The 26,392-nt window shown below is 72.3% G+C and carries 22 protein-coding genes; 17 read left to right on the top strand and 5 right to left on the bottom strand.

The window, feature by feature from the left end; all coding sequences use genetic code 11:
- Positions 1-320 precede the first annotated feature (320 nt).
- Positions 321-1,049 (top strand): hypothetical protein, encoded by a 729-nt coding sequence (locus ACZ41I_RS39750; RefSeq protein WP_399775789.1) that lies wholly within the window; start codon positions 321-323, stop codon positions 1,047-1,049.
- 83 nt (positions 1,050-1,132) lie between these two features.
- On the opposite strand, the gene ACZ41I_RS39745 is transcribed toward ACZ41I_RS39750, so the two are convergent.
- Entirely contained in the window at positions 1,133-2,416 is a 1,284-nt protein-coding gene (locus tag ACZ41I_RS39745) for a DUF1015 domain-containing protein (protein ID WP_363218223.1), read from the bottom strand.
- 93 nt (positions 2,417-2,509) lie between these two features.
- Here ACZ41I_RS39745 and ACZ41I_RS39740 point away from each other — a divergent pair, with 93 nt between their 5' ends.
- The 4 genes from ACZ41I_RS39740 to ACZ41I_RS39725 are packed head-to-tail and all read left to right on the top strand — an operon-like array spanning position 2,510 to position 6,527.
- A complete protein-coding gene (locus ACZ41I_RS39740; protein ID WP_468516429.1) occupies positions 2,510-3,538 on the top strand; it encodes an HAD hydrolase-like protein in 1,029 nt (342 codons plus the stop codon).
- A 54-nt stretch (positions 3,539-3,592) separates the two neighbouring features.
- Positions 3,593-4,636 (top strand): FecCD family ABC transporter permease, encoded by a 1,044-nt coding sequence (locus ACZ41I_RS39735; protein WP_468516428.1) that lies wholly within the window; start codon positions 3,593-3,595, stop codon positions 4,634-4,636.
- Positions 4,637-4,647: 11 nt separating this feature from the next.
- Positions 4,648-5,679 carry a FecCD family ABC transporter permease gene (locus ACZ41I_RS39730; RefSeq protein ID WP_399775791.1) on the top strand — a complete coding sequence of 344 codons (1,032 nt, stop codon included), beginning with the start codon at positions 4,648-4,650 and terminating at the stop codon, positions 5,677-5,679.
- Positions 5,676-6,527 (top strand): ABC transporter ATP-binding protein, encoded by an 852-nt coding sequence (locus ACZ41I_RS39725; RefSeq protein WP_468516427.1) that lies wholly within the window; start codon positions 5,676-5,678, stop codon positions 6,525-6,527. The genes ACZ41I_RS39730 and ACZ41I_RS39725 overlap by 4 nt, the downstream gene beginning before the upstream one ends.
- Here ACZ41I_RS39725 and ACZ41I_RS39720 read toward each other — a convergent pair.
- The gene (locus ACZ41I_RS39720; RefSeq protein WP_468516426.1) at positions 6,511-6,858 is read right to left on the bottom strand and encodes an SCP2 sterol-binding domain-containing protein; all 348 of its coding nucleotides are present in this window, start codon (positions 6,856-6,858) and stop codon (positions 6,511-6,513) included. The genes ACZ41I_RS39725 and ACZ41I_RS39720 overlap by 17 nt on opposite strands.
- A 42-nt stretch (positions 6,859-6,900) precedes the next feature.
- Here ACZ41I_RS39720 and ACZ41I_RS39715 point away from each other — a divergent pair, with 42 nt between their 5' ends.
- The 6 genes from ACZ41I_RS39715 (at position 6,901) to ACZ41I_RS39690 (ending at position 12,911) form a co-directional block, all read left to right on the top strand.
- Positions 6,901-7,209, top strand: coding sequence for a hypothetical protein (locus ACZ41I_RS39715; protein ID WP_363218218.1), 309 nt, complete (start codon positions 6,901-6,903; stop codon positions 7,207-7,209).
- A 7-nt stretch (positions 7,210-7,216) separates the two neighbouring features.
- Positions 7,217-8,032, top strand: a complete 816-nt coding sequence (locus ACZ41I_RS39710) for a TlyA family RNA methyltransferase (protein ID WP_363218217.1) — start codon at positions 7,217-7,219, stop codon at positions 8,030-8,032.
- Positions 8,029-8,934: an NAD kinase gene (locus ACZ41I_RS39705; protein ID WP_031162432.1), complete on the top strand. Its 906-nt coding sequence runs from the start codon at positions 8,029-8,031 to the stop codon at positions 8,932-8,934. The genes ACZ41I_RS39710 and ACZ41I_RS39705 overlap by 4 nt, the downstream gene beginning before the upstream one ends.
- 39 nt (positions 8,935-8,973) lie before the next feature.
- Complete coding sequence (recN, locus tag ACZ41I_RS39700; protein WP_399775590.1) at positions 8,974-10,716, top strand: DNA repair protein RecN; 1,743 nt, start codon at positions 8,974-8,976, stop codon at positions 10,714-10,716.
- Between the two features lie 38 nt (positions 10,717-10,754).
- Positions 10,755-11,507: a hypothetical protein gene (locus ACZ41I_RS39695; protein WP_399775592.1), complete on the top strand. Its 753-nt coding sequence runs from the start codon at positions 10,755-10,757 to the stop codon at positions 11,505-11,507.
- A 267-nt stretch (positions 11,508-11,774) separates the two neighbouring features.
- The gene (locus ACZ41I_RS39690; protein ID WP_363218214.1) at positions 11,775-12,911 is read left to right on the top strand and encodes a glycosyltransferase family 4 protein; all 1,137 of its coding nucleotides are present in this window, start codon (positions 11,775-11,777) and stop codon (positions 12,909-12,911) included.
- A gap of 33 nt (positions 12,912-12,944) precedes the next feature.
- Here ACZ41I_RS39690 and ACZ41I_RS39685 read toward each other — a convergent pair whose 3' ends face one another.
- The 3 genes from ACZ41I_RS39685 to ACZ41I_RS39675 are packed head-to-tail and all read right to left on the bottom strand — an operon-like array spanning position 12,945 to position 17,818.
- On the bottom strand, positions 12,945-14,591 hold the full coding sequence (locus ACZ41I_RS39685; protein ID WP_468516425.1) for a PucR family transcriptional regulator: 1,647 nt from the start codon (positions 14,589-14,591) through the stop codon (positions 12,945-12,947).
- Positions 14,592-14,635: 44 nt separating this feature from the next.
- Positions 14,636-15,967 (bottom strand): FAD-binding oxidoreductase, encoded by a 1,332-nt coding sequence (locus ACZ41I_RS39680; protein ID WP_468516424.1) that lies wholly within the window; start codon positions 15,965-15,967, stop codon positions 14,636-14,638.
- Positions 15,968-16,015: 48 nt separating this feature from the next.
- Positions 16,016-17,818 (bottom strand): glycoside hydrolase family 15 protein, encoded by a 1,803-nt coding sequence (locus ACZ41I_RS39675; RefSeq protein WP_363218225.1) that lies wholly within the window; start codon positions 17,816-17,818, stop codon positions 16,016-16,018.
- Between the two features lie 584 nt (positions 17,819-18,402).
- Here ACZ41I_RS39675 and ACZ41I_RS39670 point away from each other — a divergent pair.
- The 6 genes from ACZ41I_RS39670 to ACZ41I_RS39645 all read left to right on the top strand — a co-directional run bounded on the left by ACZ41I_RS39670 (position 18,403) and on the right by ACZ41I_RS39645 (position 26,381).
- On the top strand, positions 18,403-20,070 hold the full coding sequence (locus ACZ41I_RS39670; protein WP_363218224.1) for a CTP synthase: 1,668 nt from the start codon (positions 18,403-18,405) through the stop codon (positions 20,068-20,070).
- 86 nt (positions 20,071-20,156) lie between these two features.
- Complete coding sequence (locus tag ACZ41I_RS39665) at positions 20,157-20,783, top strand: NUDIX domain-containing protein (protein ID WP_399775598.1); 627 nt, start codon at positions 20,157-20,159, stop codon at positions 20,781-20,783.
- 185 nt (positions 20,784-20,968) lie between these two features.
- A complete protein-coding gene (locus ACZ41I_RS39660) occupies positions 20,969-23,026 on the top strand; it encodes a tetratricopeptide repeat protein (RefSeq protein WP_468516423.1) in 2,058 nt (685 codons plus the stop codon).
- 138 nt (positions 23,027-23,164) lie between these two features.
- On the top strand, positions 23,165-24,289 hold the full coding sequence (gene ald / locus ACZ41I_RS39655; RefSeq protein WP_351242394.1) for an alanine dehydrogenase: 1,125 nt from the start codon (positions 23,165-23,167) through the stop codon (positions 24,287-24,289).
- A 425-nt stretch (positions 24,290-24,714) separates the two neighbouring features.
- The gene (locus tag ACZ41I_RS39650) at positions 24,715-25,848 is read left to right on the top strand and encodes a ParA family protein (protein WP_363218209.1); all 1,134 of its coding nucleotides are present in this window, start codon (positions 24,715-24,717) and stop codon (positions 25,846-25,848) included.
- Entirely contained in the window at positions 25,833-26,381 is a 549-nt protein-coding gene (locus tag ACZ41I_RS39645) for a hypothetical protein (RefSeq protein WP_363218208.1), read from the top strand. The genes ACZ41I_RS39650 and ACZ41I_RS39645 overlap by 16 nt, the downstream gene beginning before the upstream one ends.
- Positions 26,382-26,392: the final 11 nt, after the last annotated feature.

The following is a 26,392-nucleotide window of genomic DNA, read 5'->3' as shown; positions in this document are numbered from 1 at the left end:
CCTACCGTCGTGACGACGACCGTGGCGGTTACGGCCGGCGTGATGACACCCGTGGCGACCGTGGCGGCTTCCGCCGCGACGACCGGCGTGACGACCGGCGCGATGATCGGCGTGACGAGCGCCGCGACGACCGTGGCGAGCGCGGTGGATTCCGGGGCCGCGACGACCGCGGTGGACGTGGACCCCGTCGCGACGACCGTGGTGGTCGGCCCGGTGGCTTCCGGGGGCGTGACGACCGGCGTGACGACCGCAGGGGCGGTGGCCGCTTCCGCGACGAGCGTGACCGGGATCGTGACCGTGACCGCGAGCCGATCAAGAGGCTGCCGATCCCGGAGGACGTCACCGGCGACGAGATCGACAAGGACGTCCGGCAGGAGCTGCAGAGCCTGCCCAAGACGCTCGCGGACGATGTCGCCAAGAACCTGGTGATGGTGGCCCGGCTCATCGACGAGGACCCCGAGGGCGCCTACGGCTACTCCAAGGTGGCCCTGCGTCTGGCGTCCCGTGTGGCCGCCGTACGCGAGGCCGCCGGGTTCGCGGCGTACGCGAGCCAGAAGTACTCCGAAGCCCTCGCCGAGTTCCGGGCCGCGCGGCGGATGACCGGCACCGTGGACCTCTGGCCGGTGATGGCCGACTGTGAGCGTGGGCTCGGGCGGCCCGAGAAGGCGCTGGACATGGCCGGCGCTTCCGAGGTGCACAAGCTGGACAAGGCCGGTCAAGTCGAGATGCGGCTCGTCGCGGCCGGTGCCCGGCGTGACATGGGCCAGCTGGACGCGGCCATCGTGACCCTGCAGAGCCCGGAGCTGGCCTCCAACTCGGTCCAGCCGTGGACCGCGCGCCTGCGGTACGCCTATGCCGACGCCCTGCTGGCCGCCGGCCGGGAGGCCGAAGCGCGGGAGTGGTTCGCCAAGGCCGTGGAAGCCGACCGGGACGGCAGCACGGACGCCTCCGACCGGCTCGCCGAGCTGGACGGCGTGGAGTTCGTCGACGCTCTGGACGAGGGCCAGGGTGAGCCGGAGAAGCCTTCCGACGCGGACGGCGACGAGTAAGAGCACAGGAGAGAAGAGGGCAGGCCCCAGGGTCTGCCCTCTTCTCGTTCCGGGCGCTGGGATCGGGCGCTCGGAACGCGCGCTCAGATCTCCAGGGCCCGCAGCACCAGCCCCGACGCCGGTTTCGGGCCGAACGACGTCGACTTACGGGGCATCGTCACGCCGTGGCGGGCCAGGTCGCGTACGACCTCCTCGCGGACGGGGTGCATCAGGACGGCCGTACTGCCGTCGTGTTCCGCCTTGTCGACCGTCGCGGCCGTGTCATGGATGTAGGCGATGTGGGCTGCGGAGTCCTCGGGGATGTGCCAGACGTGGTCCAGCAGCGTGTGGTGCAGGACCGTCGCGTCCAGGGAACGCCAGGCGGCCGGGCGGTCGACCGGGATCGTCCGGGCCAGCAGGGCCGGGTCCGGGCGGTCGAGCAGGTGGAAGGCGCCGTCGCCGGCCAGCAGGAAGGCGTTGCCCGCGCAGGACGCGTCCGCGAGCGCCGCCAGTGCCTCGGTGAGCGGTGTGTCGAGGTGCCGTACCCGGAACAGGCCCTCCACGGCCGCGAGCGCGTCCGCGACCCGCAGGCCGTGCAGCAGGCGGTGGATGGCACGGACGCGCAGCGGGTAGCGGGCGGTGTCGACGAGCAGGACCAGGCCGTGGTCCCAGGGGCTGGGGGAGGGGTGCTCCGCGCGTAGCCGCAGGTAGGTGGCCCAGCGGTGGTGACCGTCGGCGATCAGGGCCTGCTGGTGGGCGAGGTCGGACTGGATACGGGCCAGGTCGGTGGGGTCGGTGATGGACCAGAGGCGGTGGTGGTAGCCGTCCTCGGTGGTCGTGTCCAGCAGCGGGGGCTTCTCCGCCGTGCGCTCGATGACCTCGGCGGCCGTGCCGTCGCCGTGGTAGGTCAGCAGCAGCGGTTCCAGGTTCGCGCGCGTGGCCCGCATCAGGGCCGCGCGGTCGGCGACCACCGGCGGCATGACGTCCTCGTGCGGCAGCACCACGCCCTCGGCCGGGTGCGAGACCCGCAGCAGGCCGATGACACCCCGCTGCAGCATGTCGCCTCCGTCCCGCTGTTCGTAGACGTACAGGCCGGGTTCCGGGTCCGCGGCGAGGATGCCCTCGTCCAGCCAGCGGCGCAGGGTGTCGGCCGCCTGTTCGGTGCGGGCGCTGGGCGTGCCGGCCTGAGGAAGGATCAGCCGAACGATGTTGTGCGGATCGGCCGACTGGAGGTGGTGCACCCCGTCGGGGCGGACGACGACGTCGTACGGCGGTGAGGTGACGGAGGCCAGGCTGCCGACCCGGTCGGGGTCGTAGCGAAGGCCGCGGAACGGGGTGAGTTCCAGGCCTCGGCGCGCCGTTGCTTCCGAGTGACCTGCAGTGTTCATCCCGGCATCGTACGTGTGTCAGTGGTGTGCGGGATGATCGGGGGAAAGGCGATGGAAAGCCTTTGAACGTCGGCGAACGAGGAGCGATGTGGAATGAGCCAGACGGTCAGGACGAGGCCCGAGGGCAGTGGGCAGCCCCTGAGCGAGGCGTACGACACGGCGCTGCTCGATCTGGACGGGGTGGTGTACGCGGGCGGGAACGCGATCGCGCACGCGGTGGACTCGCTGGCGGTGGCGCGCTCGGGCGGGATGCATCTGGCGTACGTCACCAACAACGCGCTGCGGACCCCGGACACGGTGGCGGAGCATCTGACGGAGCTGGGGATACCGACGGCTGCCGACGACGTCATCACGTCGGCGCAGGCGGTCGCGCGGCTGATCAGTGAGCAGGTGCCGGTCGGGGCGCGGGTGCTGGTGATCGGCGGTGAGGGGCTGCGGGTGGCGCTGCGCGAGCGGGGGCTGACCCCCGTGGAGTCGGCGGACGACGATCCGGCGGCGGTCGTGCAGGGGTACGGCGGGCCGGATCTGACCTGGGGGCGGTTCGCGGAGGCGGCGTACGCGGTCGCGCGCGGTGTGCCGTGGTTCGCCTCCAACACCGATCTCACGATTCCGAGCGGGCGGGGCATCGCGCCGGGCAACGGGGCGGCCGTGGAGGTCGTACGGATCGCGACGGGCAAGGAGCCTCGGGTGGCGGGCAAGCCGCTGCCGCCGATGCACCGCGAGACGGTCATCCGGACGGGTGCGAAGCGGCCGCTGGTGGTCGGTGACCGGCTGGACACGGACATCGAGGGCGCGTTCAACGGCGAGGTCGACTCCTTGCTGGTACTGACAGGTGTCACGGACGGCGCCCGGCTGCTGGCGGCGCCGCCGCAGCACCGGCCGACCTATGTGGACGCCGATCTGCGCGGGTTGCTCACCGGTCAGCCGGAGGTCACCGCGGTCTCGGGGAGCTTCCGCTGCGGCGGGTTCACGGCGACGGCCGGGGCGGACCGGCTGGAGCTGGAGGGGGACGGCGAGGCGCTGGACGGACTGCGGGCCCTGTGCGCGGCGGCCTGGACGGCGGCCGGGGAGGGCTCCTGCGAGCTGGACGGAGGGAAGGCGCTGGCCCGTCTTGGACTGTGACGCATCGGCAGCCGGGGATCGAGATCAGGGGCGAGGGTAGGCTAACCTAACCTCGTGTTGGTCGACAGTCCTCCGGAACCACGCGCGGAGACCGCCCCCGCGCCCCCAACCCGCCGAGCGGCCAGGGCCCTTGGGCTCCTGCTGTCCGCCGCGATCCTGGTGCTCGTCGCCGTGGCGAGCATCGCGATCGGGGCGAAAGCACTGTCGCCGGACCAGGTCTGGCACGGCCTGTTCCACGACACGGGGACCTACGGCGATGTCGTCGTCGACGAGCGGCTCTCGCGCACGGTCCTCGGCCTGCTGGCCGGTGCCGCGCTCGGCCTCGCGGGTGCGGTGCTCCAGGCGCTCACCCGCAATCCGCTGGCCGACCCCGGACTGCTCGGGATCAACGCGGGTGCCTCCGCCGCCGTCGTCACGGCCATCACCTACTTCGGCGTCACCAGCCTCACCGGCTATGTGTGGTTCGCCTTCCTGGGGGCGGCGGCGGTCGGCGCCCTGGTGTGGTTCCTCGGCGGCAGCCGGGGCGCCACTCCGGTACGGCTCGCCCTCGCCGGTACGGCGATCAGCGCCGCCCTGTACGGCTATCTCCAGGCCGTGATGATCATGGACGATGCGGCGCTGGGCAAAATGCGCTTCTGGACGGTGGGTTCGCTGGCCTCGGCCACCGACTCGACCATCCTGCAGGTGCTGCCGTTCCTCGCGGTCGGCACGGCCCTCGCCCTGGCGCTGGCCCGGCCGCTGAACGCCATGGAGATGGGCGACGACACCGCCCGCGCCCTCGGCGCCCACCTGGGCCGCACCCGTGCCCTGGCCATGCTGGCCGCCACCGTGCTGTGCGGTGCCGCCACCGCCGCCTGCGGGCCGATCGTGTTCATCGGCCTGATGGTCCCCCACGTGGTGCGCTCCTTCACTGGCCCCGACCTGCGCTGGATCCTGCCGTACGCCACGGTCCTGTCCCCGGTGCTGCTGCTCGGCGCCGACGTCGTCGGCCGGGTCGTGGCCCGCCCCTCGGAACTCCAGGTCGGCATCGTCACCGCGCTCATCGGCGGCCCGGTCTTCATCTTTCTCGTACGACGGCGGAGGACGGCCCAGCTGTGAAGACCCGCCCCATGAACCGGGCCGTACGCACTCCCGGCGGGCTCTCCCTGCGCCTGGACCTGCGGGCCCTGGTCGTCGTCGTCCTGCTGCTGGCCGCCGCGTGTGCTCTGGGCGTCGCGCTGATCGGCACCGGTGACGCGAAGATACCCGCAGGTGATGTGCTCAGGACCCTGGCCGGTAACGGCACCGCGTACCAGGACTTCATCGTCAACGAACTGCGCCTGCCGCGTGTGCTGGTGGGGCTGCTGGTCGGCGCCTCGCTCGGCCTCGGCGGCGCGCTGTTCCAGTCCCTCTCGCGCAACCCGCTCGGCAGCCCGGACGTGCTGGGCCTCTCCCAGGGCTCGACGGCCGGCGCGCTGGTCGTCATCGTGCTGATGTCCGGGACGGCCACCCAGGTCACCTTCGGGGCGCTGATCGGCGGCCTGGTGACCGGACTCGCCATCTATCTGCTCGCCTGGAAGCAGGGCGTGCACGGATACCGGTTCGTCCTGGTCGGCATCGGCGTCTCCGCGATCATGACGGCCGTCAACGGCTATCTGCTCACCAAGGCCGACCTGGTCGACGCGGCCCGCGCGGTCGTGTGGATGACCGGATCCCTCAACGGCCGCGACTGGGACCAGGTGTGGCCGCTGCTCGCCCTGTGTGCCGTCCTCGTCCCGCTGGTCCTCGTGAACGCGCGCGGGCTGCGGATGACGGAGATGGGCGACGACGTCGCGAACGCCCTCGGGGTGCGGGTGCAGCGCGTCCGGCTGGTGCTGATGGTCTCCGCCGTACTGCTCACCGCGGCCGCCACCGCCGCCGCCGGACCCGTCAGCTTCGTCGCGCTCACCGCGCCGCAACTGGCCCGGCGCCTGACCCGCTCGCCGGGCCCGAACCTGCTGCCGTCCCTGTGCATGGGCGCCACCCTGCTGGTCGCCGCCGACTGGGCCTCGCAGCGCGCGTTCGGTGCCGACCAGCTGCCCGTCGGCGTGGTCACCGGTGTCCTCGGCGGCTGCTATCTGCTGTGGCTGCTGGTCGCCGAGCGCAGGGCGGGCCGGATATGAGCGCCGTCCCCGAGTCAGACAGCAAGAGGAGCACTGTGAACCGTCTGTCCGCCGAGAACATCACCCTCGCCTACGACCAGCGCGTCATCGCCGAACAGCTGTCGGTGGAGATCCCCGACAACTCCTTCACGGTGATCGTCGGCCCGAACGCGTGCGGCAAGTCGACGCTGCTGCGGGCGCTGTCCCGGATGCTCAAGCCCAGTGAGGGCAGGGTGCTGCTGGACGGGCAGGTCATCCAGTCGATGCCCGCCAAGAAGGTGGCGCGGACCCTGGGCCTGCTCCCGCAGTCGTCCCTCGCGCCCGACGGCATCACCGTCGCCGACCTCGTCGGCCGCGGCCGCTACCCGCACCAGAGCCTGCTGCGCCAGTGGTCGGCTCAGGACGAGCGGGTCGTCCAGGAGTCGATGCGGCAGACCGGGGTCGACGGGCTGGCCGACCGGTATGTCGACGAGCTGTCCGGCGGGCAGCGGCAGCGGGTGTGGATCGCCATGGCGCTCGCCCAGCAGACGCCGCTGCTGCTCCTGGACGAGCCGACCACCTACCTCGACATCCAGCACCAGATCGACGTCCTCGACCTGTGCGCCGAGCTGCACGAGACCCAGGGCCGCACCCTGGTCGCCGTCCTGCACGACCTCAACCACGCCGCCCGCTACGCCACGCACCTCATCGCCCTGCGCGGCGGCGAGGTGATCGCCGAGGGCGCCCCGAACGACATCGTCACGGCCGAGCTGGTGGAGCAGGTGTTCGGCCTGCGGTGTCAGGTCATCGACGACCCGGAGACCGGCACCCCGCTGGTCGTACCGGCGGCCCGCAAGGCACGCGCGGCGAAGGTCACAGCAGCTTCCTGAGCCGGAACAGATCCAGCAGGCTCGCCTCCAGCTTCACCCGGCCCGTCCCCCAGGCGGTCGCGAAGTTCAGCCGGCCGTCCACCAGGCCCACCAGATCGTCCCCGGCCATGGCGAGCCTGATCTGCGCCTTCTCGCGCGGCGGTCCCGGACGGGTGTCGTCCACCTCGATCCGGCCGCCCGTCATCCGGCCGACGAACGTGACGTCCAGATCGGTGATGTGACAGCTCACCGAGCGGTCCAGGGCGGCAGCCGCACGAACGTCGCCCTCGGCGCCCTGCATGTTGTCCGAAAGCTTTCCCAGCGCGGCGCGGCACTCCTCGAGCGTGGCCATCGCCCACGACGGTACCCCAGCGGTTCGGGGTAGCGTCTGGGCATGAGCGACTCGGTTCCGCAGACGGAGATCCCGGTGGAGGCGGTGGAGGCACCGGAGGCGTACGACTCCGCCGCGCCCGCCCCCCTGAACGTCCCGCGCACCCCCACCGGCAACGCGGAGGTCGACGCCCAGCTGGCGCGGCTGGCCGACGCCGACCACCTCGCCACCGACGGACACGTCGAGGTGTACGAGGATGTACACCGGGGGCTGCGCGACGCGCTCACCGCGCTCGACGCCCGCCCGGGACCTCCGGTGCCCCCGCCCTCGCACCAACAGACGCCGTCACCGGCGTACCGACACAGGAGCTGAACCGAACGTGGCAGGAGTCGCACGTCGCCGTCTGGACGCGGAGCTGGTCCGCCGGAAGCTCGCGCGTTCGCGTGAGCACGCCAGCCAGCTGATCGCCGCCGGGCGGGTCACCGTCGGCAAGACCGTGGCGACCAAGGCGGCCACCCAGGTGGAGACCGCCGCCGCGATCGTGGTCCAGGCCGACGACAGCGACCCGGACTACGTCTCCCGGGGCGGCCACAAGCTCGCCGGCGCGCTCGACGCGTTCGTCCCGCAGGGGCTCGTCGTCAAGGGCCGGCGCGCGCTGGACGCCGGCGCCTCCACCGGCGGCTTCACCGACGTCCTGCTGCGCGCGGGCGCCGCACACGTCGTCGCCGTGGACGTGGGATACGGACAGCTCGCCTGGTCTCTGCAGAGCGATGAACGCGTCACCGTCAAGGACCGTACGAACGTACGCGAGTTGACGCTCGAGGCGATCGATGGGGAGCCTGTGGATCTTGTCGTGGGTGATCTGTCCTTCATCCCGCTCGGGCTGGTGCTGCCGGCCCTCAAGCGGTGCGTGAAGCCGGATGCCGACCTGGTGATGATGGTCAAGCCGCAGTTCGAGGTGGGCAAGGAGCGGCTCGGCAGCGGGGGTGTCGTACGGAGTCCGCAGCTGCGCGCGGAGGCCGTGCGGGGAGTGGCCGAGAAGGCCTGGGAGCTGGGGCTCGGGGTGCAAGGTGTCACCGCCAGCCCGCTGCCCGGCCCCTCGGGGAACGTCGAGTACTTTCTCTGGCTGCGGGCGGGGGCACCCCAGGTGGACCCGGCCGACGTCGACCGTGCAGTGGCGGAGGGGCCGCGTTGACACAGAACCTGGCGCGTACTGTTTTCCTGCTTGCCCACACCGGGCGGCCCGCGGCGATCCGCAGTGCGGAACTCGTCGTCAAGGGCCTGCTGCGGCACGGCATCGGGGTGCGGGTGCTGGAGGAGGAGGCGCGCGACCTGCCGCTGCCGGACGAGGTGCAGCTGGTCAAGGAGGCCACCCCGCAGTGCCTCGACGGGTGCGAGCTGCTGATCGTGCTCGGCGGCGACGGCACGCTGCTGCGGGGTGCCGAGTTCGCGCGGGCCTCCGGGGTACCGATGCTCGGCGTCAACCTCGGACGGGTGGGGTTCCTCGCGGAGGCCGAACGGGACGACCTCGATCGGGTGGTCGACCGGGTGGTGGCACGCTCCTACGAGGTCGAGGAGCGGATGACCGTCGATGTCGTCGTGCACCGCAACGGGGACATCGTGCACACGGACTGGGCGCTGAACGAGGCGGCCGTGCAGAAGGCCGGTGCCGAGAAGCTGCTGGAAGTCGTGCTGGAGATCGACGGGCGGCCGGTGTCGGAGTTCGGGTGCGACGGGGTGATCCTCTCCACGCCCACCGGGTCCACGGCGTACGCCTTCTCCGCGGGCGGGCCGGTGGTGTGGCCCGAGGTGGAGGCGCTGCTGATGGTGCCGATCAGTGCGCATGCGCTGTTCGCCAAGCCGCTGGTCACGTCGCCGGATTCGGTGCTCGCCGTGGAGGTGCTGCCGCACATCCCGCCGGGGGTCCTGTGGTGTGACGGGCGGCGGACCGTGGAGCTGCCGCCCGGGGCGCGGGTGGAGGTGCGACGCGGGGCCGTGCCGGTGCGGCTGGCCCGGCTGCACCATTCGTCGTTCACGGATCGGTTGGTGGCGAAATTCGCGTTGCCGACGACCGGGTGGCGAGGGGCGCCTCACTAGAAAGAGCGGCCTGTGTGCACTCCCCGCCCCGGACCTCGTATGGTCTGTTCCGTGTTGGAGGAGATGCGGATACGGTCGCTCGGGGTCATCGACGATGCCGTCGTCGAACTGTCGCCCGGGTTCACCGCCGTCACCGGTGAGACGGGTGCGGGCAAGACCATGGTGGTCACCAGCCTGGGGCTGCTGCTCGGCGGACGGGCGGACCCGGCGCTCGTGCGGATCGGCGCCGGGAAAGCGGTCGTGGAGGGGCGGGTCACCGTCCCCGCGGACGCCGCCGCCGCCGTACGCGCCGAGGAGGCCGGGGCCGAGCTGGACGACGGGGCCCTGCTGATCAGCCGTACCGTTTCCGCCGAGGGTCGCTCCCGGGCGCACCTGGGCGGGCGCAGCGTCCCTGTGGGGCTGCTCGCCGAGCTGGCCGACGACCTGGTGGCCGTGCACGGGCAGACCGACCAGCAGGGGCTGCTGAAACTGTCCCGGCAGCGGCAGGCCCTGGACCGGTACGCGGGCGACGCCGTCGCCGTGCCGCTCGCCAAGTACTCCGAGGCCTACCGGCGGCTGCGGGCCGTCTCCGCCGAGCTGGAGGAGATCGTCACGCGCGCGCGTGAGCGGGCACAGGAAGCCGACATGCTGCGGTACGGGCTGGAGGAGATCGCCGCCGTCGAGCCGCGGGCCGGGGAGGACGTCGAGCTGGCCGAGGAGGCCGAGCGGCTGGGGCACGCGGAGGCGCTGTCGTCCGCCGCGACGGCCGCGCACGCCGCTCTCGCGGGCAATCCCGAGGACCCCGAGGGGATCGACGCGTCGACGCTCGTCGCGGGCGCGCACCGGGCGCTGGAGGCCGTGCGCTCGCACGATCCGGCGCTGGCCTCGCTCGCCGACCGGATCGGGGAGATCGGGATCCTGCTCGGCGACGTCGCCGGGGAGCTGGCGGGCTACGCCGACGACCTCGACGCCGATCCGCTGCGGCTGGCCGCCGTCGAGGAGCGCCGGGCCGCCCTGACGGCCCTCACCCGGAAGTACGGCGACGACGTCAACGCCGTCCTCGCCTGGGCCGAGCAGAGTGCCGCGCGGCTGACGGAGCTGGACGGCGACGACGAGCGGATCGATGAGCTGACCGCCGAGCGGGACGCGCTGCGGACCGAACTGGGCGGTCTGGCACAGGCGTTGACGGATGCGCGGACGGAGGCCGCCGAGCGGTTCGCCGCCGCCGTGACCGCCGAGCTGGCCTCGCTGGCGATGCCCCACGCGCGCGTGTCCTTCGACATCCGCCAGACCGAGGACCCGGAGGGTGTCGAGGTCGGCGGGCGTACCGTGGCCTACGGGCCGTCGGGCGTCGACGAGGTCGAGCTGCTGCTCGCCCCGCACCCGGGCGCGCCGCCGCGGCCCATCGCCAAGGGTGCGTCCGGCGGTGAGCTGTCCCGCGTGATGCTCGCCGTCGAGGTCGTCTTCGCGGGCACGGATCCCGTGCCGACCTATCTCTTCGACGAGGTCGACGCCGGTGTCGGCGGCAAGGCCGCGGTCGAGATCGGGCGGCGGCTGGCGAAGCTCGCCAGGACCGCGCAGGTCGTCGTGGTCACCCACCTGCCCCAGGTCGCCGCCTTCGCCGACCGGCAGCTGCTGGTCGAGAAGACCAACGACGGGTCGGTCACCCGCTCCGGCGTGAAGGTGCTGGAGGGCGAGGAGCGCGTCCGCGAGCTGTCCCGGATGCTGGCCGGCCAGGAGGACTCCGAGACGGCCCGGGCGCACGCGGAGGAACTGCTGGCCACGGCGCGGGCCGAGCTGTAGGCGGGTTCCGGCCCGGGGGCGGGTTCTAGGGTGGCGGGATGATCGTCCAGCGAAAGTCCCGCTCGTTCCTGCTGTCCGCCGCGCTCACCCGGGCCGGCCAGGCCCTGCTCCGTTGCAGTGCGCCCGGCGGACGGGAGCGCTGGGAGCGGAAGAACCACGCGGGCCGGCCCGTCGGGCTGTACGCCGGCCCCGCCTCCGCCGTCTCGGTCGCCGTAGCGGCCGGGCGGGCGCACCCCGGTGCCGGGCTCGCCGTGCTGGCGGCCGGGGTGTGCGGGGCGTACGACGATGTCGCCGGGGCCGGGGATCCGCGCCGCGGGTTCCGGGCACACCTGGGGGCCCTGCGGGACGGGGAGGTCACCAGCGGGGCCGTGAAGCTGTTCGGGATATCGGCGGCCGGGCTGGTGGCCGGCGCGCTGATGAAGGAGCGGTTCCTCGACAAGGTGCTCGCCGGTGTCGTCATCGCCGGGGCCGCGCACGTCGTCAACCTCCTCGATGTACGGCCCGGCCGGGCGGCCGGTGCCGTGCTCGCACTCGGGGCGCCGGGTCTGCTGCGCAGCGGCCCGGCGGGGGAGCTGGCCGCCGCCGTCGTTGGCGCCGCCGCGGCCGTCCTGCCCGAGGACCTCGGCGAGCGCACGATGATCGGGGACACGGGGGCGCACGCCCTCGGCGCGGCGCTGGGGGCGGCCGTCGTGGCCGGCAACCAGCGCCCCGCCCTTCTCGCGCACGCCGTCGCGGTCGTCGCGGCCACGGTCCAGGGGGACCGGGTGAGCGCCTGGGCGCGGGCGCTGTGAGCGTCTGACCTTGCCGTATGCGGTGGGGGCCGGTCGTCCGTGCCGGGGTGTCGCTCACCCGTGTGGGTGACATGCTCCGGCGCATTGCCCCGGCCCGCCGCACTGTGCGCCCGCCGGATTTCCCGTAACGGCCGGTTCCCCTGGCATGCTTGAGGGAACACGGTCCGCGCGGGAGGCGCGCGGGGTACGTCCTTCCGCCCCCCTGAGCCCGCTACCTTCTGTACGTTTCCTCGTGACCGCCCACGCAGAACCAGGAGCGCCGGCCCCGTGACCCCTCTGAGCAGCAACGCACCGCACGGCCAGTCGCCGCTGCGCACCGTGCAGGTGCTGGGCGGAGGCAACGCCGGCAGCAGTGCGCATGTGCGCTCGCTGGCCGAGGGGCTCGTGGCGAGGGGCGTGCGGGTCACGGTGTGCGCCCCCGTCGAGGCCGACCGCGCCTACGACTTCACCGCCGCCGGCGCCGAACATGTGCACGTGCCTCGCAGCAGCGACCCCGTCTCGGTGGCCGCACTGCGGACGGCCTGCGCGCACGCCGACCTGGTGCACGCGCACGGGCTGCACGCCTCCTTCCGCGCCGTCCTCGCGCTCAGCGGCCGGCGCACCCCGCTGGTGGTCACCTGGCACAACCGGGCGCAGGCGGAGGGCCCCCGAGCGCATCTGCTGCGGTTGCTGGAACGGCGGGTGATGCGCACGGCGGCCGTGGTCCTCGGCACCAGCCCCGACCTGGTGGACCGGGCCCGGCGGACGGGGGCGCGGGACGCCCGGCTCGCCGCCGTCGGCCTGCCGGGGCAGCGCCGTCCGGTGGTCCTCGACGACCCCGACCGGCTGCGTCCCAAGGTCCGGGCCGAACTCGGTGCCACCGGACGCCCGTTGCTCATCGCGGTCGGCTCCCTCGACCGGCAGCGCGGCTACGACGTCCTGCTCGACGCGGCCCGCGCCTGGCGGGACCTGGACCCCGTGCCGCTGGTCGTCATCGCCGGGGAAGGGCCGCTGCGTGGGGCGCTGCTGCGGCGGATCGAGGACGAGGAGCTGCCGGTGCGGCTCATCGGGCACCGCGAGGACGTGCCCGAGCTGCTCGCCGCCGCCGATCTGGCGCTGCTGACCAGCAGTTGGGAATCCCGGTCCGTGCTCGCCCAGGAGGCGCTGTACGCGCGCGTGCCGCTCGTCGCGACCCGGGTCGGCGGCATCCCCGACCTCGTCGGCGACGCGGCCGAACTCGTCCCGTACGGCGACCCGGCGGCGCTCGCGGACACCGTCGTACGGCTCCTGGGGGACCCGGAGCGCCGGGAGGAGCTGTGCGAACGGGGCGTGCGGCAGGCCGCCGGGTGGCCGACCGAGGACGAGACGGTCGCCCAAGTGCTCAGCGTGTACGACGAGTTGACGCAGCCCAGGCCCCTGGCCTAGGGGGTGCCGACCGGCCTGATCCAAACGACACCCCTAGGGCACGTGCCTGCGGGCCCTGAGTGCCAGGCTCAACGCCAGGACCGTCTGCGGATCGTCGAGGTCGGTGCCCAGCAACTCCCCGATCCGCGCGAGCCGGTTGTAGAGGGTCTGTCGGTTGAGGTGCAGTTCGCGGGCGGTCTCGGCCTTGCGCCCCGCGTGCGCCAGATAGGTCTCCAGGGTCGGCAGCAGCGGCGGCTTGGAGCGGTGGTCGTGGTCGCGCAGCGGGCCGATCGCACGGTCCACGAACGCGGCGAGGTCCGGATGGTCGCGCAGCCGCCACATCAGCAGGTCGATGTCGAGGCGGCGGGCGTCGTACCAGGGCCTGTCGGTCAGGCCCTGGGCCGCCGTCGCCGTCTCCGCCGCGTGCCGCAGCCCGGCCGACGCGGCCGCCCAGCCGCCCGCCACACCGACGACCACCACCGGCGGCGGCGAGCCCGGCCGGCGCATCCCGGCCCGCTCCACGCCCGCCCGCAGCGCCGCCGCCACCCGGTCCGCGACCGCCGGGCGCTCCGGCTCCGAGCGCAGCCCGAGCAGCACCAGTACCCGGCCCTCCACCGGCCGCACGCCCAGCAGCACCGGCACCCCCACCGCGGCCAGCTCCTCGGAGACCGCCCGCGCCAGCACCGCCCAGCCTCCGCCGGGGGAGAGGGAGTCGCCGATCCGCATCACCACCGGCAGCAGCGGGCTGTCGCCGGGCTTGAAGCCGAGCACCCGGGCCTGCGCGGGGGCGTCCTCCGCAGCGATACGGCCCTCGGCGAGATCGGTGAGGAAGTCACCACGCCCCCGGGCGGCCAGCTCCTCCTCCTGCCGGGCCTGCATCAGCACCACGGCCAGGATGCCCGCGGCCCGCTCGGCGGCGATCCGGTGGACCGGCGCCAGGGCCCCGCGGACCGGCAGCAGGACCAGCCGGGCCCGCACCGAGCCCGCCGTACCGGGACCGCCGCCCGGCACATCCACCAGCACCGAGCCGGCGGGCGGCGGCGCGTCCTTCTGCGGACCGCGCAGCCCCTCCCACACCTGCAGCGGGTCCGCGCCCTCGGGCCCCTCCCCGGCGGCGTACAGCAGGCGGCCGTCGGACGTCTCCAGGAACACCGGGTTGCCGCTGAAGCCCGCCAGGATCCCCAGCACCTGCGGCACCCCGCCGCCGCCCAGCAGCGCCTCGGTGCAGCGCCGGTGCACTTCCTCGGCCCGCTGCAGCAGGGCGTAGTGGCCGTTGACGATCTCGGTGTGGATTTCCTCGGTCACCGTCACGAACGGCACCTCGCGGTGCAGCTGCACCAGCGGGAGTCCGGCGCTGCGTGCGGTGTCCACCAGTGCGGCGGGCAGCCGCGTGAAGCGCGGGCCCAGCTCCACCACCAGAGCGGCGATCCCGCGCTCGGCGAGGGTGCGCACGAACGCCCGCTGCTCGGCCGGGCGGGTACCGAGTCCGTAGCCGGTGGTGAGCAGCAGTTCGCCGCCCTTGAGCAGCGAGGCGATGTTCGGCACCTCGCCCGCGTGCACCCAGCGCACCGTGCGCCCCAGCCGGTCGGCACCCGCGAGGATCTCCGGCAGCCCGCTGCGCAGTCCGGGCAGTTCCAGCGCCCGCTGAACGGTGATCCCGGCGCCCTGGGTGTCGAGTCGGTTGTCCGTACGGCTGTCCATGCAGCGGACGCTACCTGCGCAAACGTCCGCGGGACAGCTCTGCGCTAGATCGGCCGGATGTTGTGGTTGAAGCGGAAGACGTTGTCGGGATCCCAGCGCCGCTTGACCTTCTCCAGCCGCAGCAGGTTGCCTGCGCCCAGGCCCGCCCGGACGCGTTCGGGTCCCTCGTCGCCGACGAGGTCGAGGGGGACGGCACCGGTGCTCCACGGCCGTACATCGGCGCACGCGTCCCGCACCCAGGCGAGAGCACGCTGGTCATCGGCCGGGTCCGTCCAGCGGGCGAAGGGGTGCAGCAGCCAGGGCGCGTCCCGGTACGGCACCGGGTACGCGGCCGGCCCGGTGACGACCGCACCGCCCAGCGGCAGGAGCATGTGCCGGAAGCCGCCCGGCAACGGCACCGCCTGCGCTCGGGCGCAGAAGACGTCCACCAGCGCGTCCGGCAGGTCCGTCAGGCACTCCGCCGACCAGTGGGCCCGCCCGCCCGTCGCGCACAGCCGACCTTGCGCCTCGGCACCGGTCAGCTCCGCGGTGTGCGGCAGTGCCAGCAGCGGTTCCGTGAGTCGGCGCAACCCCGCCTCCCCACCCGCATACGTCAGCAGCGCGCCGCACAGGGCCCGGTCCAGGGCCGGATACAGCACCGCGCCGCCCACCTCGTCCGGGCCGGTACGGATGATCTCGCGGAAGGTGCGGACCACGTCCGGGCCGAATTCCGGCAGGCACAGCAGCAGCATCACCGAGAACTGGGGCAGCTCGTGCAGCCCCAGCGTGAGTGCCGTCGCGACGCCGAAGTTGCCGCCCCCGCCGTGCAGCGCCCAGAACAGCTCGGGGTTGTCGTCGGCGCTGGCGTGCACCCGCTCGGCGTCGGCGGTCACCAGCTCCACCCCGATGAGGTCGTCCACGGCGAGACCGAAGGCACGGTCCAGCCGGCCGGTGCCGCCGCCGAGCACGAAGCCGCAGACGCCGGTCCCGGCCATTCGGCAGCCGGTGGCCGCCAGGCCGTGGGGCCGGGTCGCCCGGTCAAGGTCGTCCGTCGTGGCCCCGCCCTCGACCCGGGCCGCCTCGGCCGCCGGATCGACGGTCACGCCCCGCATCCGGCGCAGATCCACCAGGAGCGCGCCGTCGACCCGGGCCCCCGCCAGGCCGTATCCGCCGCCGCGCACCGCGATGCGCAGGTCCAGCTCGCGTGCGAAGCGGACGGCCCGGACCACGTCGGCCGCGTGCGCGCACTGCGCGATCACGGCCGGGCGAGGGTCGGCCATGGCGTTGAGGACGCCGCGGGTGTCGTCGTAACCCGGGTCGTCCGGGGCGAACACGTCACCGGACAGATCCTCGCGGAGCGCGGCGAGTGCCGCGCCCGCCCTGGCACGGGCAGCCATGGCAGCCCCCTTCCGGACAGGGTGCTGCTGTCAGCCTAGGCGGACCGCTCAGCCCCCGTACGCCCCGGACGCCGTGAGCCGCAGTGCCGTGTCGATCAGCGGCACATGGCTGAACGCCTGCGGGAAGTTGCCCACCTGCCGTTGCAGACGCGGATCCCACTCCTCCGCCAGCAGACCGAGGTCGTTGCGCAGCGCGAGCAGCTTTTCGAAGAGCTTGCGGGCCTCGTCCACGCGGCCGATCATCGCCAGGTCGTCGGCCATCCAGAAGGAGCAGGCCAGGAAGGCGCCCTCGTCGCCCGGCAGGCCGTCGACGCCCGCGTGGTCGCCCTCCGTCGGGTAGCGCAGGATGAACCCGTCCTGGGTGGACAGCTCGCGCTGGATGGCTTCGATGGTGCCGATCACCCGCTTGTCGTCCGGCGGCAGGAAGCCCATCTGCGGGATGAGCAGCAGCGAGGCGTCCAGCTCCTGGGACCCGTAGGACTGCGTGAAGGTGTTGCGCTCCTTGTCGTAGCCCTTCTCGCACACGTCCCGGTGGATGTCGTCGCGCAGTTCCTTCCAGCGCTCCAGCGGGCCGTCCGCGTCCCCGGACTCGATCAGCTTGATGGTGCGGTCCACCGCGACCCAGGCCATCACCTTGGAGTGCACGAAGTGCCGGCGCGGACCGCGCACCTCCCAGATGCCCTCGTCCGGCTCCTGCCAGTGGTCCTCCAGATAGCGGATCAGCTTCAGCTGGAGCAGGGAGGCGTAGTCGTGGCGGGCCAGGCCCGTCATGTGGGCCAGGTGCAGGGCCTCGGTGACCTCGCCGTACACGTCCAGCTGGAGCTGGTGCGCCGCGCCGTTGCCGACCCGGACCGGGGCGGAGTTCTCGTAGCCCGGCAGCCAGTCCAGCTCGGCCTCGCCCAGCTCGCGTTCGCCCGCGAGGCCGTACATGATCTGCAGGTTCTCGGGGTCGCCGGCGACCGCGCGCAGCAGCCACTCGCGCCAGGCGCGGGCCTCCTCGCGGTAGCCGGTGCGCAGGAGGGACGACAGGGTGATCGCTGCGTCGCGCAGCCAGGTGTAGCGGTAGTCCCAGTTGCGCACGCCGCCGATGTCCTCCGGCAGCGAGGTCGTCGGCGCGGCGACGATGCCACCCGTGGGTGCGTACGTCAGGGCCTTCAGGGTGATCAGCGAACGGACCACCGCCTCGCGGTAGGGCCCGTGGTACGTACAGTGCTCGACCCACTCGCGCCAGAACTCCTCCGTCGCCTCCAGCGAGGCCTCCGGCTCCGGCAGCGACGGCGGCTCGCTGTGCGAGGGCTGCCACGAGATCGTGAACGCGATCCGGTCACCCGGGGCGACGGTGAAGTCGGCGTACGTCGTCAGCGACTTTCCGTAGGTCTCGGCCTCGGTGTCGAACCACACCGAGTCCGGCCCGGCGACCGCCACCGTGCGGCCCTCGTGCTTGTGCACCCAGGGCACGACACGGCCGTAGGAGAACCGCATGCGCAGGGCCGAGCGCATCGGCACCCGGCCGGTGACGCCCTCGACGATCCGGATCAGCTGCGGCGCGCCCTCACGCGGGGGCATGAAATCGGTCACGCGGACCGTACCGCGCGGGGTGTCCCACTCCGACTCCAGGATCAGCGAGTCGCCCCGGTAGTTGCGCCGGGTGGCCGTGGGCGGCTGCACGTCGGCCGCGTGGGCCGGGCCGAGCCGCCAGAAACCGTGTTCCTCGGTGCCCAGCAGGCCGGCGAAGATGGCATGCGAGTCGAAGCGGGGCAGGCACAGCCAGTCCACTGTGCCGTCCCGGCAGACCAGTGCTGCGGTCTGCATGTCTCCGATGAGTGCGTAGTCTTCGATGCGCCCGGCCACGTGCAACTCCAGTCGAACGGCCACGTCACCCCCGCGCAGGGGGCTGTCGCTAGTGCGGTCAAGGGGTCGTTGTTATGCGTCGTTGAGCGGTGAAGCAAAGCAGCCCGCCGAGCCCTGAGGCAATACGACAGTCTTTGCTCAACGAACTGCCGCGCTCTCGTTGTTCCGGGTGGTGCAGGCGGGGGTGTGCCGTCGTTCCGGCCGGGCTCGGCAGCGAGTGTCCGAGCAGGATACGACGCACGTAGATGATCTGCGTGCCGCTCCGGGCAACCCGTGTGAGCCGAACGGGTGAGCAGCAGGTGATAACCATGTGACCTGTGTGTGCCCGTGCTGACACATGAGGCGACGTTTCCCGGGCCGGGGCCCGGCAGCGGGCGGTGGGGCGAGCGGCCCGTGCCCGGGTGAGCGCGGAGCGTGGCCGGAAGCCATCTCCTCCAGGCGCTGATACCCTGGTAGCCCGTGGACCGGTGGGCCCCAAAGGAAAAAAGGCGTCCCCCGAACCGCAGCGACGGCACCCCCGGAGATCTCCGGGACGGCAGCCGCACCGCACGACAGATCGCGACCACGGGAGCCCCCTCTTGGCCATGCCGCCCGCTGCTTTTCGAAACAGCACAGCCACGACGACCAAGCACATCTTCGTCACCGGGGGTGTCGCTTCCTCGCTCGGCAAGGGCCTGACCGCCTCCAGCCTGGGCATGCTGCTCAAGGCCCGCGGCCTGCGCGTCGTGATGCAGAAGCTGGATCCGTACCTGAACGTCGATCCGGGCACCATGAACCCCTTCCAGCACGGTGAGGTCTTCGTCACCAACGACGGCGCCGAGACCGACCTCGACATCGGACACTACGAGCGCTTCCTCGACCGCGACTTGGACGGCTCCGCCAACGTCACCACCGGCCAGGTGTACTCGACCGTGATCGCCAAGGAGCGGCGCGGCGAGTACCTGGGCGACACCGTGCAGGTCATCCCGCACATCACCAATGAGATCAAGCACCGCATCCGGCGCATGGCCACCGACGAGGTGGACGTCGTCATCACCGAGGTCGGCGGCACCGTCGGCGACATCGAGTCGCTGCCGTTCCTGGAGACCGTCCGCCAGGTCCGCCACGAGGTCGGCCGGGACAACGTCTTCGTCGTGCACATCTCGCTGCTGCCGTACATCGGCCCGTCCGGCGAGCTGAAGACCAAGCCGACCCAGCACTCCGTCGCCGCGCTGCGCAACATCGGTATCCAGCCCGATGCGATCGTGCTGCGCTGCGACCGCGAGGTCCCGACCGCGATCAAGCGGAAGATCTCGCTGATGTGCGACGTCGACGAGGCCGCCGTGGTCGCCTGCCCGGACGCCCGCTCGATCTACGACATCCCGAAGGTCGTGCACTCCGAGGGCCTGGACGCCTACGTCGTGCGCAAGCTCGACCTGCCGTTCCGTGACGTCGACTGGACGACCTGGGACGACCTGCTGGACCGCGTCCACAACCCCGACCACGAGATCACCCTCGCCCTGGTCGGCAAGTACATCGACCTGCCCGACGCCTACCTGTCGGTGACCGAGGCGCTGCGCGCCGGCGGCTTCGCCAACCGTGCCCGCGTGAAGATCAAGTGGGTCACCTCGGACGACTGCAAGACCCCGGCCGGCGCCAAGGCCCAGCTCGGCGACGTCGACGGCATCTGCATCCCCGGCGGCTTCGGCGACCGCGGTGTGCTCGGCAAGGTCGGCGCGATCCGCTTCGCCCGCGAGAACAAGATCCCGCTGCTCGGTCTCTGCCTGGGCCTGCAGTGCATCGTGATCGAGGCCGCGCGGAACCTGGCCGACATCCCGGACGCCAACTCCACCGAGTTCGATCCGGCCACCGGCCACCCGGTCATCTCCACCATGGCCGAGCAGCTGGACATCGTCGCCGGTGAGGGCGACATGGGCGGCACCATGCGGCTCGGCATGTACCCGGCCAAGCTCGCCGAGGGCTCGATCGTGCGCGAGGTGTACGACGGCAAGGAGTACATCGAGGAGCGGCACCGCCACCGCTACGAGGTGAACAACGCCTATCGCGCGGAGCTGGAGAAGAAGGCCGGAATCCTGTTCTCGGGCACCTCGCCGGACGGCAAGCTGGTCGAGTACGTGGAGTACCCGCGTGACGTCCACCCCTACCTGGTCGCCACGCAGGCGCACCCCGAGCTGCGCTCGCGGCCGACGCGTCCGCACCCGCTGTTCGCCGGCCTGGTGAAGGCCGCTGTCGAGCGGAAGATCTCGCAGTAACACAAGAGTTGTACGGTGGCCGGGGCGCGCGGGTTCAGAACGATCGCGCCCCGGCCGCTTTGTGCACATGTGGGGAAGGACAGGGCATGACGATCAAGGACACCGCCGAGGCGTGGGAGATCCGGGCGACGGAGACGCCCTTCACCGGCAACAAGACCTCCGTGCGCACCGACGAGGTGGTCATGCCCGACGGCTCGGTGGCCCGCCGCGACTACCAGGTCCACCCCGGTTCGGTCGCCGTTCTCGCCCTGGACGAGGAGGACCGGGTACTGCTCATCAACCAGTACCGCCACCCGGTGCGGTACAGGCTGTGGGAGATCCCGGCCGGCCTGCTCGACGTACCCGGTGAGAACCCGCTGCACGCCGCCCAGCGCGAGCTGTACGAGGAGGCGCACGTCAAGGCCGAGGACTGGCGGGTGCTGACCGACGTCTACACCACGCCCGGCGGCTGCGACGAGGCCGTACGGATCTTCCTCGCCCGTGACCTGTCCGCGGCCGAGGGCGAGCGGTTCGCGGCGGAGCACGAGGAGACCGACATGGAGCAGGCGCGCGTACCGGTCGAGGAACTGGTGCGCCGCGTCCTGGCCGGCGACGTGCACAACAACTGCCTGGTCGTCGGCGTCCTCTCGCTGGTGGCCGCCCGCAGCGGCGACGGCCTCGACGCACTGCGCCCGGCCGACGCGCCCTGGCCGGCCCGCCCCTTCACGCCCTGAACAGCACCCGTACGGCGTAGTGGTGTGACGATCGCCTGATCCGATCAGGGGACCCGTCCGCCACGCTCCTCCCGGCACGTCGCAGAGCGTGAACTAGGCTCCTCGCGAGCGAGCCAATGAAGGCGCACGCCCGTACCGGGAGGGTCCGGCGGGCCTGCGCGTGCGGTGGGACGGGAGTGTGGCCCGTGACGGATCAGGCGGTGGGCACAGGCTTCGTGCGGCTGTCGGCGCACGCGGACGACCGTTTCCTGGGCCGTACAAGGGAGTTGAAGGAACTGCGCGCCGACATCGAGCGCGCGGGCCTGGACACCCTCTCCGGCCGCAAGGCCCCCCGCGCGCGCGTGCTGCTGATCGCGGGCCGCCCCGGCTCCGGCCGCACCGCCCTCGCCGAGGAACTCGTACGGCAGGTGGCGGACCGTTACCCCGACGGGGTGCTGCGGGCCCGGCTCAGCGACCCCGACGGCAGTCCCGTCCCGGTCGCGCGCACCGCCCGCGAGCTGCTCGCCGCGTTGGACCTGCCCGCCCCGGCCGGCGCGGCCGAGGACGACCTGACCGAGGCGCTGCGCACCGCCCTCGCCGACCGCCGTGCCCTGCTCCTCCTGGACGACGCGGCCGGCGCCGAGCAGGTCGACGCACTGCTCCCGGAAGCCCCGGACTGCCTGGTGGTGGCCGTCTCCTCGGGCCCGCTCACCGGTATCGCGGACGTCCGGCCCTGCACCCTGGGCGGCCTGGACACCAAGTCCGCGGTGGAACTGCTCACCCGCTACACCGGCGCGGTCCGCATCACGGTCGACCCGCGCTCCGCCGAGAGCCTGGTCGAGGCCTGCCAGGGCCACCCGGCCGCGCTGGTCCTGGCCGGCGGCTGGCTCGCCGCCCGCCCCAAGTCCGCCATCTCCGACCTCGCCAAACGGCTGCACACCGCCGACGACGGCACCGACGGCACCCCGCTGGCCCGCATGTTCCGGCACGTCCGCAGCGAGCTGCCCGGCCCGGCCGCCCGGATGCTGCCCCTGCTCTCCCTCGCCCCGGCCGGCCTGATCGACCCGCACACGGCCTCGGCCCTCGCCGGCTGCTCGGTCGGCGCGGCCCGCGCCGTGCTGGACGACTTCGTCACCCTCGGCCTGCTGCGCGCCGTGGACGCCCCGCTGCCCCTCTACGACGTCCCCGGCTGTCTGCACCCGCTGCTGCGCGCCCTCGCCGAGAACCACGAGCGGCCCGCGGAGCTGCAGCTGGCCCGGGCCCGGATGCTGGAGCGGACCGTACGGCTGCTGCAGTCCTGCCGGGCGATCACCGAGACGGACAGCCCGCAGGCCCGGGAGAAGCTGAGCGCGATGCCCCGCGAGCTGCGCTTCCCGAATCCCCGCGCGGCAGCCGACTGGCTGCGCATCCGCCGGCCGGCGCTGCTGGCGTCCGCGCGTCTCGCGGTGGCCGACGGCGAGCTGGACACCTTGGCCCGGCGGCTGATGTCCCAGCTGGTCAGGGCCCTGGTCGCGCATGTCGGCACGCAGGCCGCGGCCGCCGATCTGTACGACGTGCACAGCCTCGTCCTGGATGTCGCCGAGCGGCGCGGCCTGGTCCGGGAGAAGGCCGCGGCGCTGCTGAACCTCGGCGATGTGGACGCGCAGACCGGCCGTACCCGGGCCGCGCTGGCACGGTACCGGCTGGCTCTGGACGCCGGACGCAGGGCGAATGACCCGTACGCCACCGGTCGCGCAATGGAATCCGTAGGTGGCGCGTACCAGGAGCTGGGGGACTACGACCGGGCCGCCGACTGGTTCGGCCGGGCCCTCGCCGAGCGGCTGGCCCGAGGTGAGCGCGAGCAGGTGGCCCGGCTGTACGGCCGGATCGCCGCCACGCACACCTACGCGGGCCGCTACGGCGAGGCCGTCAGGAACTGGCGGGCCGCCGTCGCCGGCCACCGCCGGAGCGGCGATGTCGCGGCTCACGCGCGGGCGTTGAGCGAGCTGGCCCGGGTGCAGGAGTACGCCGGGCGGTTCGAGGAGTCGCTGCGCACCTGCCAGGAGGCGGTGGAGTGGGCGCGCCGCGCCGAGGACGTCCGGTTGCAGGCCGCGGTGCAGCTGAGGCTGGCCGACACCCTGGAGCACCTCGGCGACCCCACCGCCGCCCGTCTGCACCGCGCGGCGGCCGGGCGCATGCTGGACGAGGAGGCCCAGAACAGCGAGGCAAGCCCGAATCAAGACGCTAACGCCTGCGAAATCCGCAGTACATCCAGTGAAGATTGATGCAATGAAAGGCTAGACAGGCGGAACGCCTTCATTAAACTGGCTCTGCCGCACGTTCTCCTGCGGTGTCTCCCGGTGTGCCCTGCATGCCTGGGTATGTCTTGTAATGCACCCCCCATACCCTCTGAGCCAAGGACCGTGATCGACGTGAAGGTCGGCATCCCCCGCGAGGTCAAGAACAACGAGTTCCGGGTGGCCATCACCCCCGCCGGTGTGCACGAGCTGGTGCGCAACGGCCACCAGGTCGTCATCGAGCGTGGTGCCGGCCTCGGCTCCTCGATCACGGACGAGGAGTACGTCTCCGCCGGTGCCGGGATCCTCGACACCGCCGACGAGGTGTGGGCCGCCGCCGACCTGCTGCTGAAGGTCAAGGAGCCCATCGCGGAGGAGTACCACCGCCTCCGCAAGGACCAGATCCTCTTCACCTACCTGCACCTGGCCGCCTCCAAGGAGTGCACGGACGCGCTCATCGAGTCCGGCACCACGGCCATCGCCTACGAGACCGTCGAGCTGCCCAACCGTGCGCTGCCGCTGCTCGCCCCGATGTCCGAGGTCGCGGGCCGCCTCGCCCCGCAGGTCGGCGCCTACCACCTGATGCGCGCGGCCGGCGGCCGTGGCGTGCTGCCGGGCGGCGTTCCGGGCGTGACCCCGGCCAAGTGCGTGGTCATCGGCGGCGGTGTCTCCGGCTGGAACGCCACCCAGGTCGCTGTCGGCATGGGCTTCGACGTGACCCTGCTCGACCGCGACATCAACAAGCTGCGCGAGGCCGACAAGATCTTCGGTACGAAGGTCAAGGCGATCATGTCCAACTCCTTCGAGCTGGAGAAGGCCGTCCTCGACGCCGACCTCGTCATCGGTGCGGTCCTCATCCCGGGCGCCAAGGCCCCGAAGCTGGTCACCAACGAGCTGGTGGCCCGCATGAAGCCCGGAAGTGTTCTTGTCGACATCGCGATCGACCAGGGTGGCTGCTTCGAGGACTCCCACCCGACGACGCACGCCGAGCCGACCTTCCAGGTGCACAACTCGGTCTTCTACTGCGTCGCCAACATGCCCGGCGCGGTGCCCAACACCTCCACCAACGCCCTCACCAACGCGACGCTGCCGTACATCGTCTCCCTCGCCAACAACGGCTGGGTCGAGGCGCTGCGCCGCGACGCCGCGCTCGCCAAGGGTCTCAACACCCATGACGGCAAGGTCGTTTACAAGGAGGTCGCAGAGGCGCACGGTCTGGAGCACGTGGAACTGGAGTCCCTGCTCGGCTGACGCCCGACCGAGTCCTGTGACCTGATGAATCGCTAAGTCACCATCAGGTAAAAGGCGATTCGTCAACACACCTCGTCAACCCCGCGCACCCGGCCGGACCTTGCCCGACAAGGTCCGGCCGGATGTGTGTATGGTCACTTTGCGACTCTCGGTCAACTCGCCTCGAACGTAACCCTTCGACCGATTCGCACACCGGTGAAACCTGCTGTGCGACGGCCGTACGCCCTTGACAGCGGGATGTTTCATTGCCGACACATCCTGCCGGGTCCGGCGGATTGTGTTGCTGCGGACCGCCGACACGCCATAGAGTCGCCAACCGTCGGCATGGTGCCACGCTGACCTTGTCTAGAAGTTTCCTGGTCACCAAGGAGGTAAGACGACTTGTGAATGAGTCGACATTTTCTCCCGGGGGTGGTCAACCAGGAATGCCTGCACGGGGCCAGGGCCCCGCGGGATTCGAGGCTGTCGGCTCCGTAGCTGTGCGCACCTTCGCAGCCCACCAGAGTCCGGGACCCAAGACCGCCCGGACAGCACACCAGAGCATGGATGGCCATCACGTGAACGCCATGGCCGGCGACGGAAGTGGCGCGCCCCACAACCACTTCGCCGACTACGACGAACTGCCCGAGGGGCACTTCTACGACCCCGACGCCGAGTACGAGCCCGATCCGGAGTACGCGGCCACGCTCGCGCCCGACGCGGCCCGCCAGCGCCGTGAGCGCATCGGTCCGACCGGACGCCCGCTGCCGTACTTCCCGATCCCGGGCCCGCTGACCGACCACGGCCCCGCGACGATCATCGCGATGTGCAACCAGAAGGGCGGCGTCGGCAAGACGACGTCGACCATCAACCTGGGCGCCGCGCTCGCGGAGTACGGCCGGCGCGTGCTGCTCGTGGACTTCGACCCGCAGGGCGCGCTGTCGGTGGGACTCGGCGTCAACCCGATGGAACTCGACCTCACCGTCTACAACCTGCTCATGGAGCGGGGCATGTCCGCGGACGAGGTCCTGCTGAAGACGGCGGTCCCCAACATGGACCTGCTGCCCTCCAACATCGACCTGTCGGCCGCAGAGGTCCAGCTGGTCTCGGAGGTCGCGCGCGAGTCGACCCTCCAGCGGGCGCTCAAGCCGCTGATGTCCGACTACGACTACATCGTGATCGACTGTCAGCCCTCGCTCGGCCTGCTCACCGTCAACGCCCTGACGGCCGCTCACAAGGTGATCGTGCCGCTGGAGTGCGAGTTCTTCGCCCTGCGCGGTGTGGCCCTGCTGACCGAGACCATCGAGAAGGTCCAGGAGCGGCTCAACCCCGAGCTGGAGCTGGACGGCATCCTCGCCACGATGTACGACTCGCGCACGGTCCACAGCCGCGAGGTCCTGGCCCGTGTGGTCGAGGCGTTCGACGACCACGTCTACCACACGGTCATCGGCCGCACGGTCCGCTTCCCGGAGACCACGGTCGCCGGTGAGCCGATCACCACCTACGCCTCCAACTCCGTCGGTGCCGCCGCCTACCGCCAGCTCGCCAGGGAGGTGCTCGCCCGGTGTCACGCCGAGTGAGTCTGCCCGGGGCCGACGAACTCTTCCGTACGACAGGGGGGATGGCGCTTCAGCCGTCGACTCCCCGGCGCGCGGCAGGCGGTGAGGCTCGGGTGCCGGCTCCCGCGGGGGAGAGCGACGACGTGGCCGCCGCCGAGGACGCACCGCAGTCGGTGCCCGTGCAGGGCGGCGACGGGGAAGGCGCGGAACATGCCGCGGCGGAGGCGGAACCCGTCGACGCCGGCGAGTCCCGCAGCCGGCCGGCCAGGCGGCAGGCGGCGCAGGAAGGGGCCGGGGCCGCTCAGCCGCGCAAGCGGGGGCGGGCGGCGGCGCGGCGGCCCAGTGGGCGCGAGCGGCACGACGAGAAGATCACGGTGTATGTGTCGGCCGAGGAGCTGATGGACCTCGAACACGCCCGGCTGGTGCTGCGGGGCGAGCACGGTCTCGCGGTGGACCGCGGGCGCATCGTCCGGGAGGCGGTGGCCGTGGTCCTGGCCGACCTGGAGTCCCGCGGGGACGCGAGCATCCTGGTACGGCGGCTGCGGGGGCGGTAGGGGTAGCCTGC

The organism is Streptomyces sp. NPDC030799, from assembly GCF_055572255.1.
The sequence above is the reverse complement of the archived record's forward strand: the minus strand, read 5'-3'. Positions and strand labels throughout refer to the sequence as shown.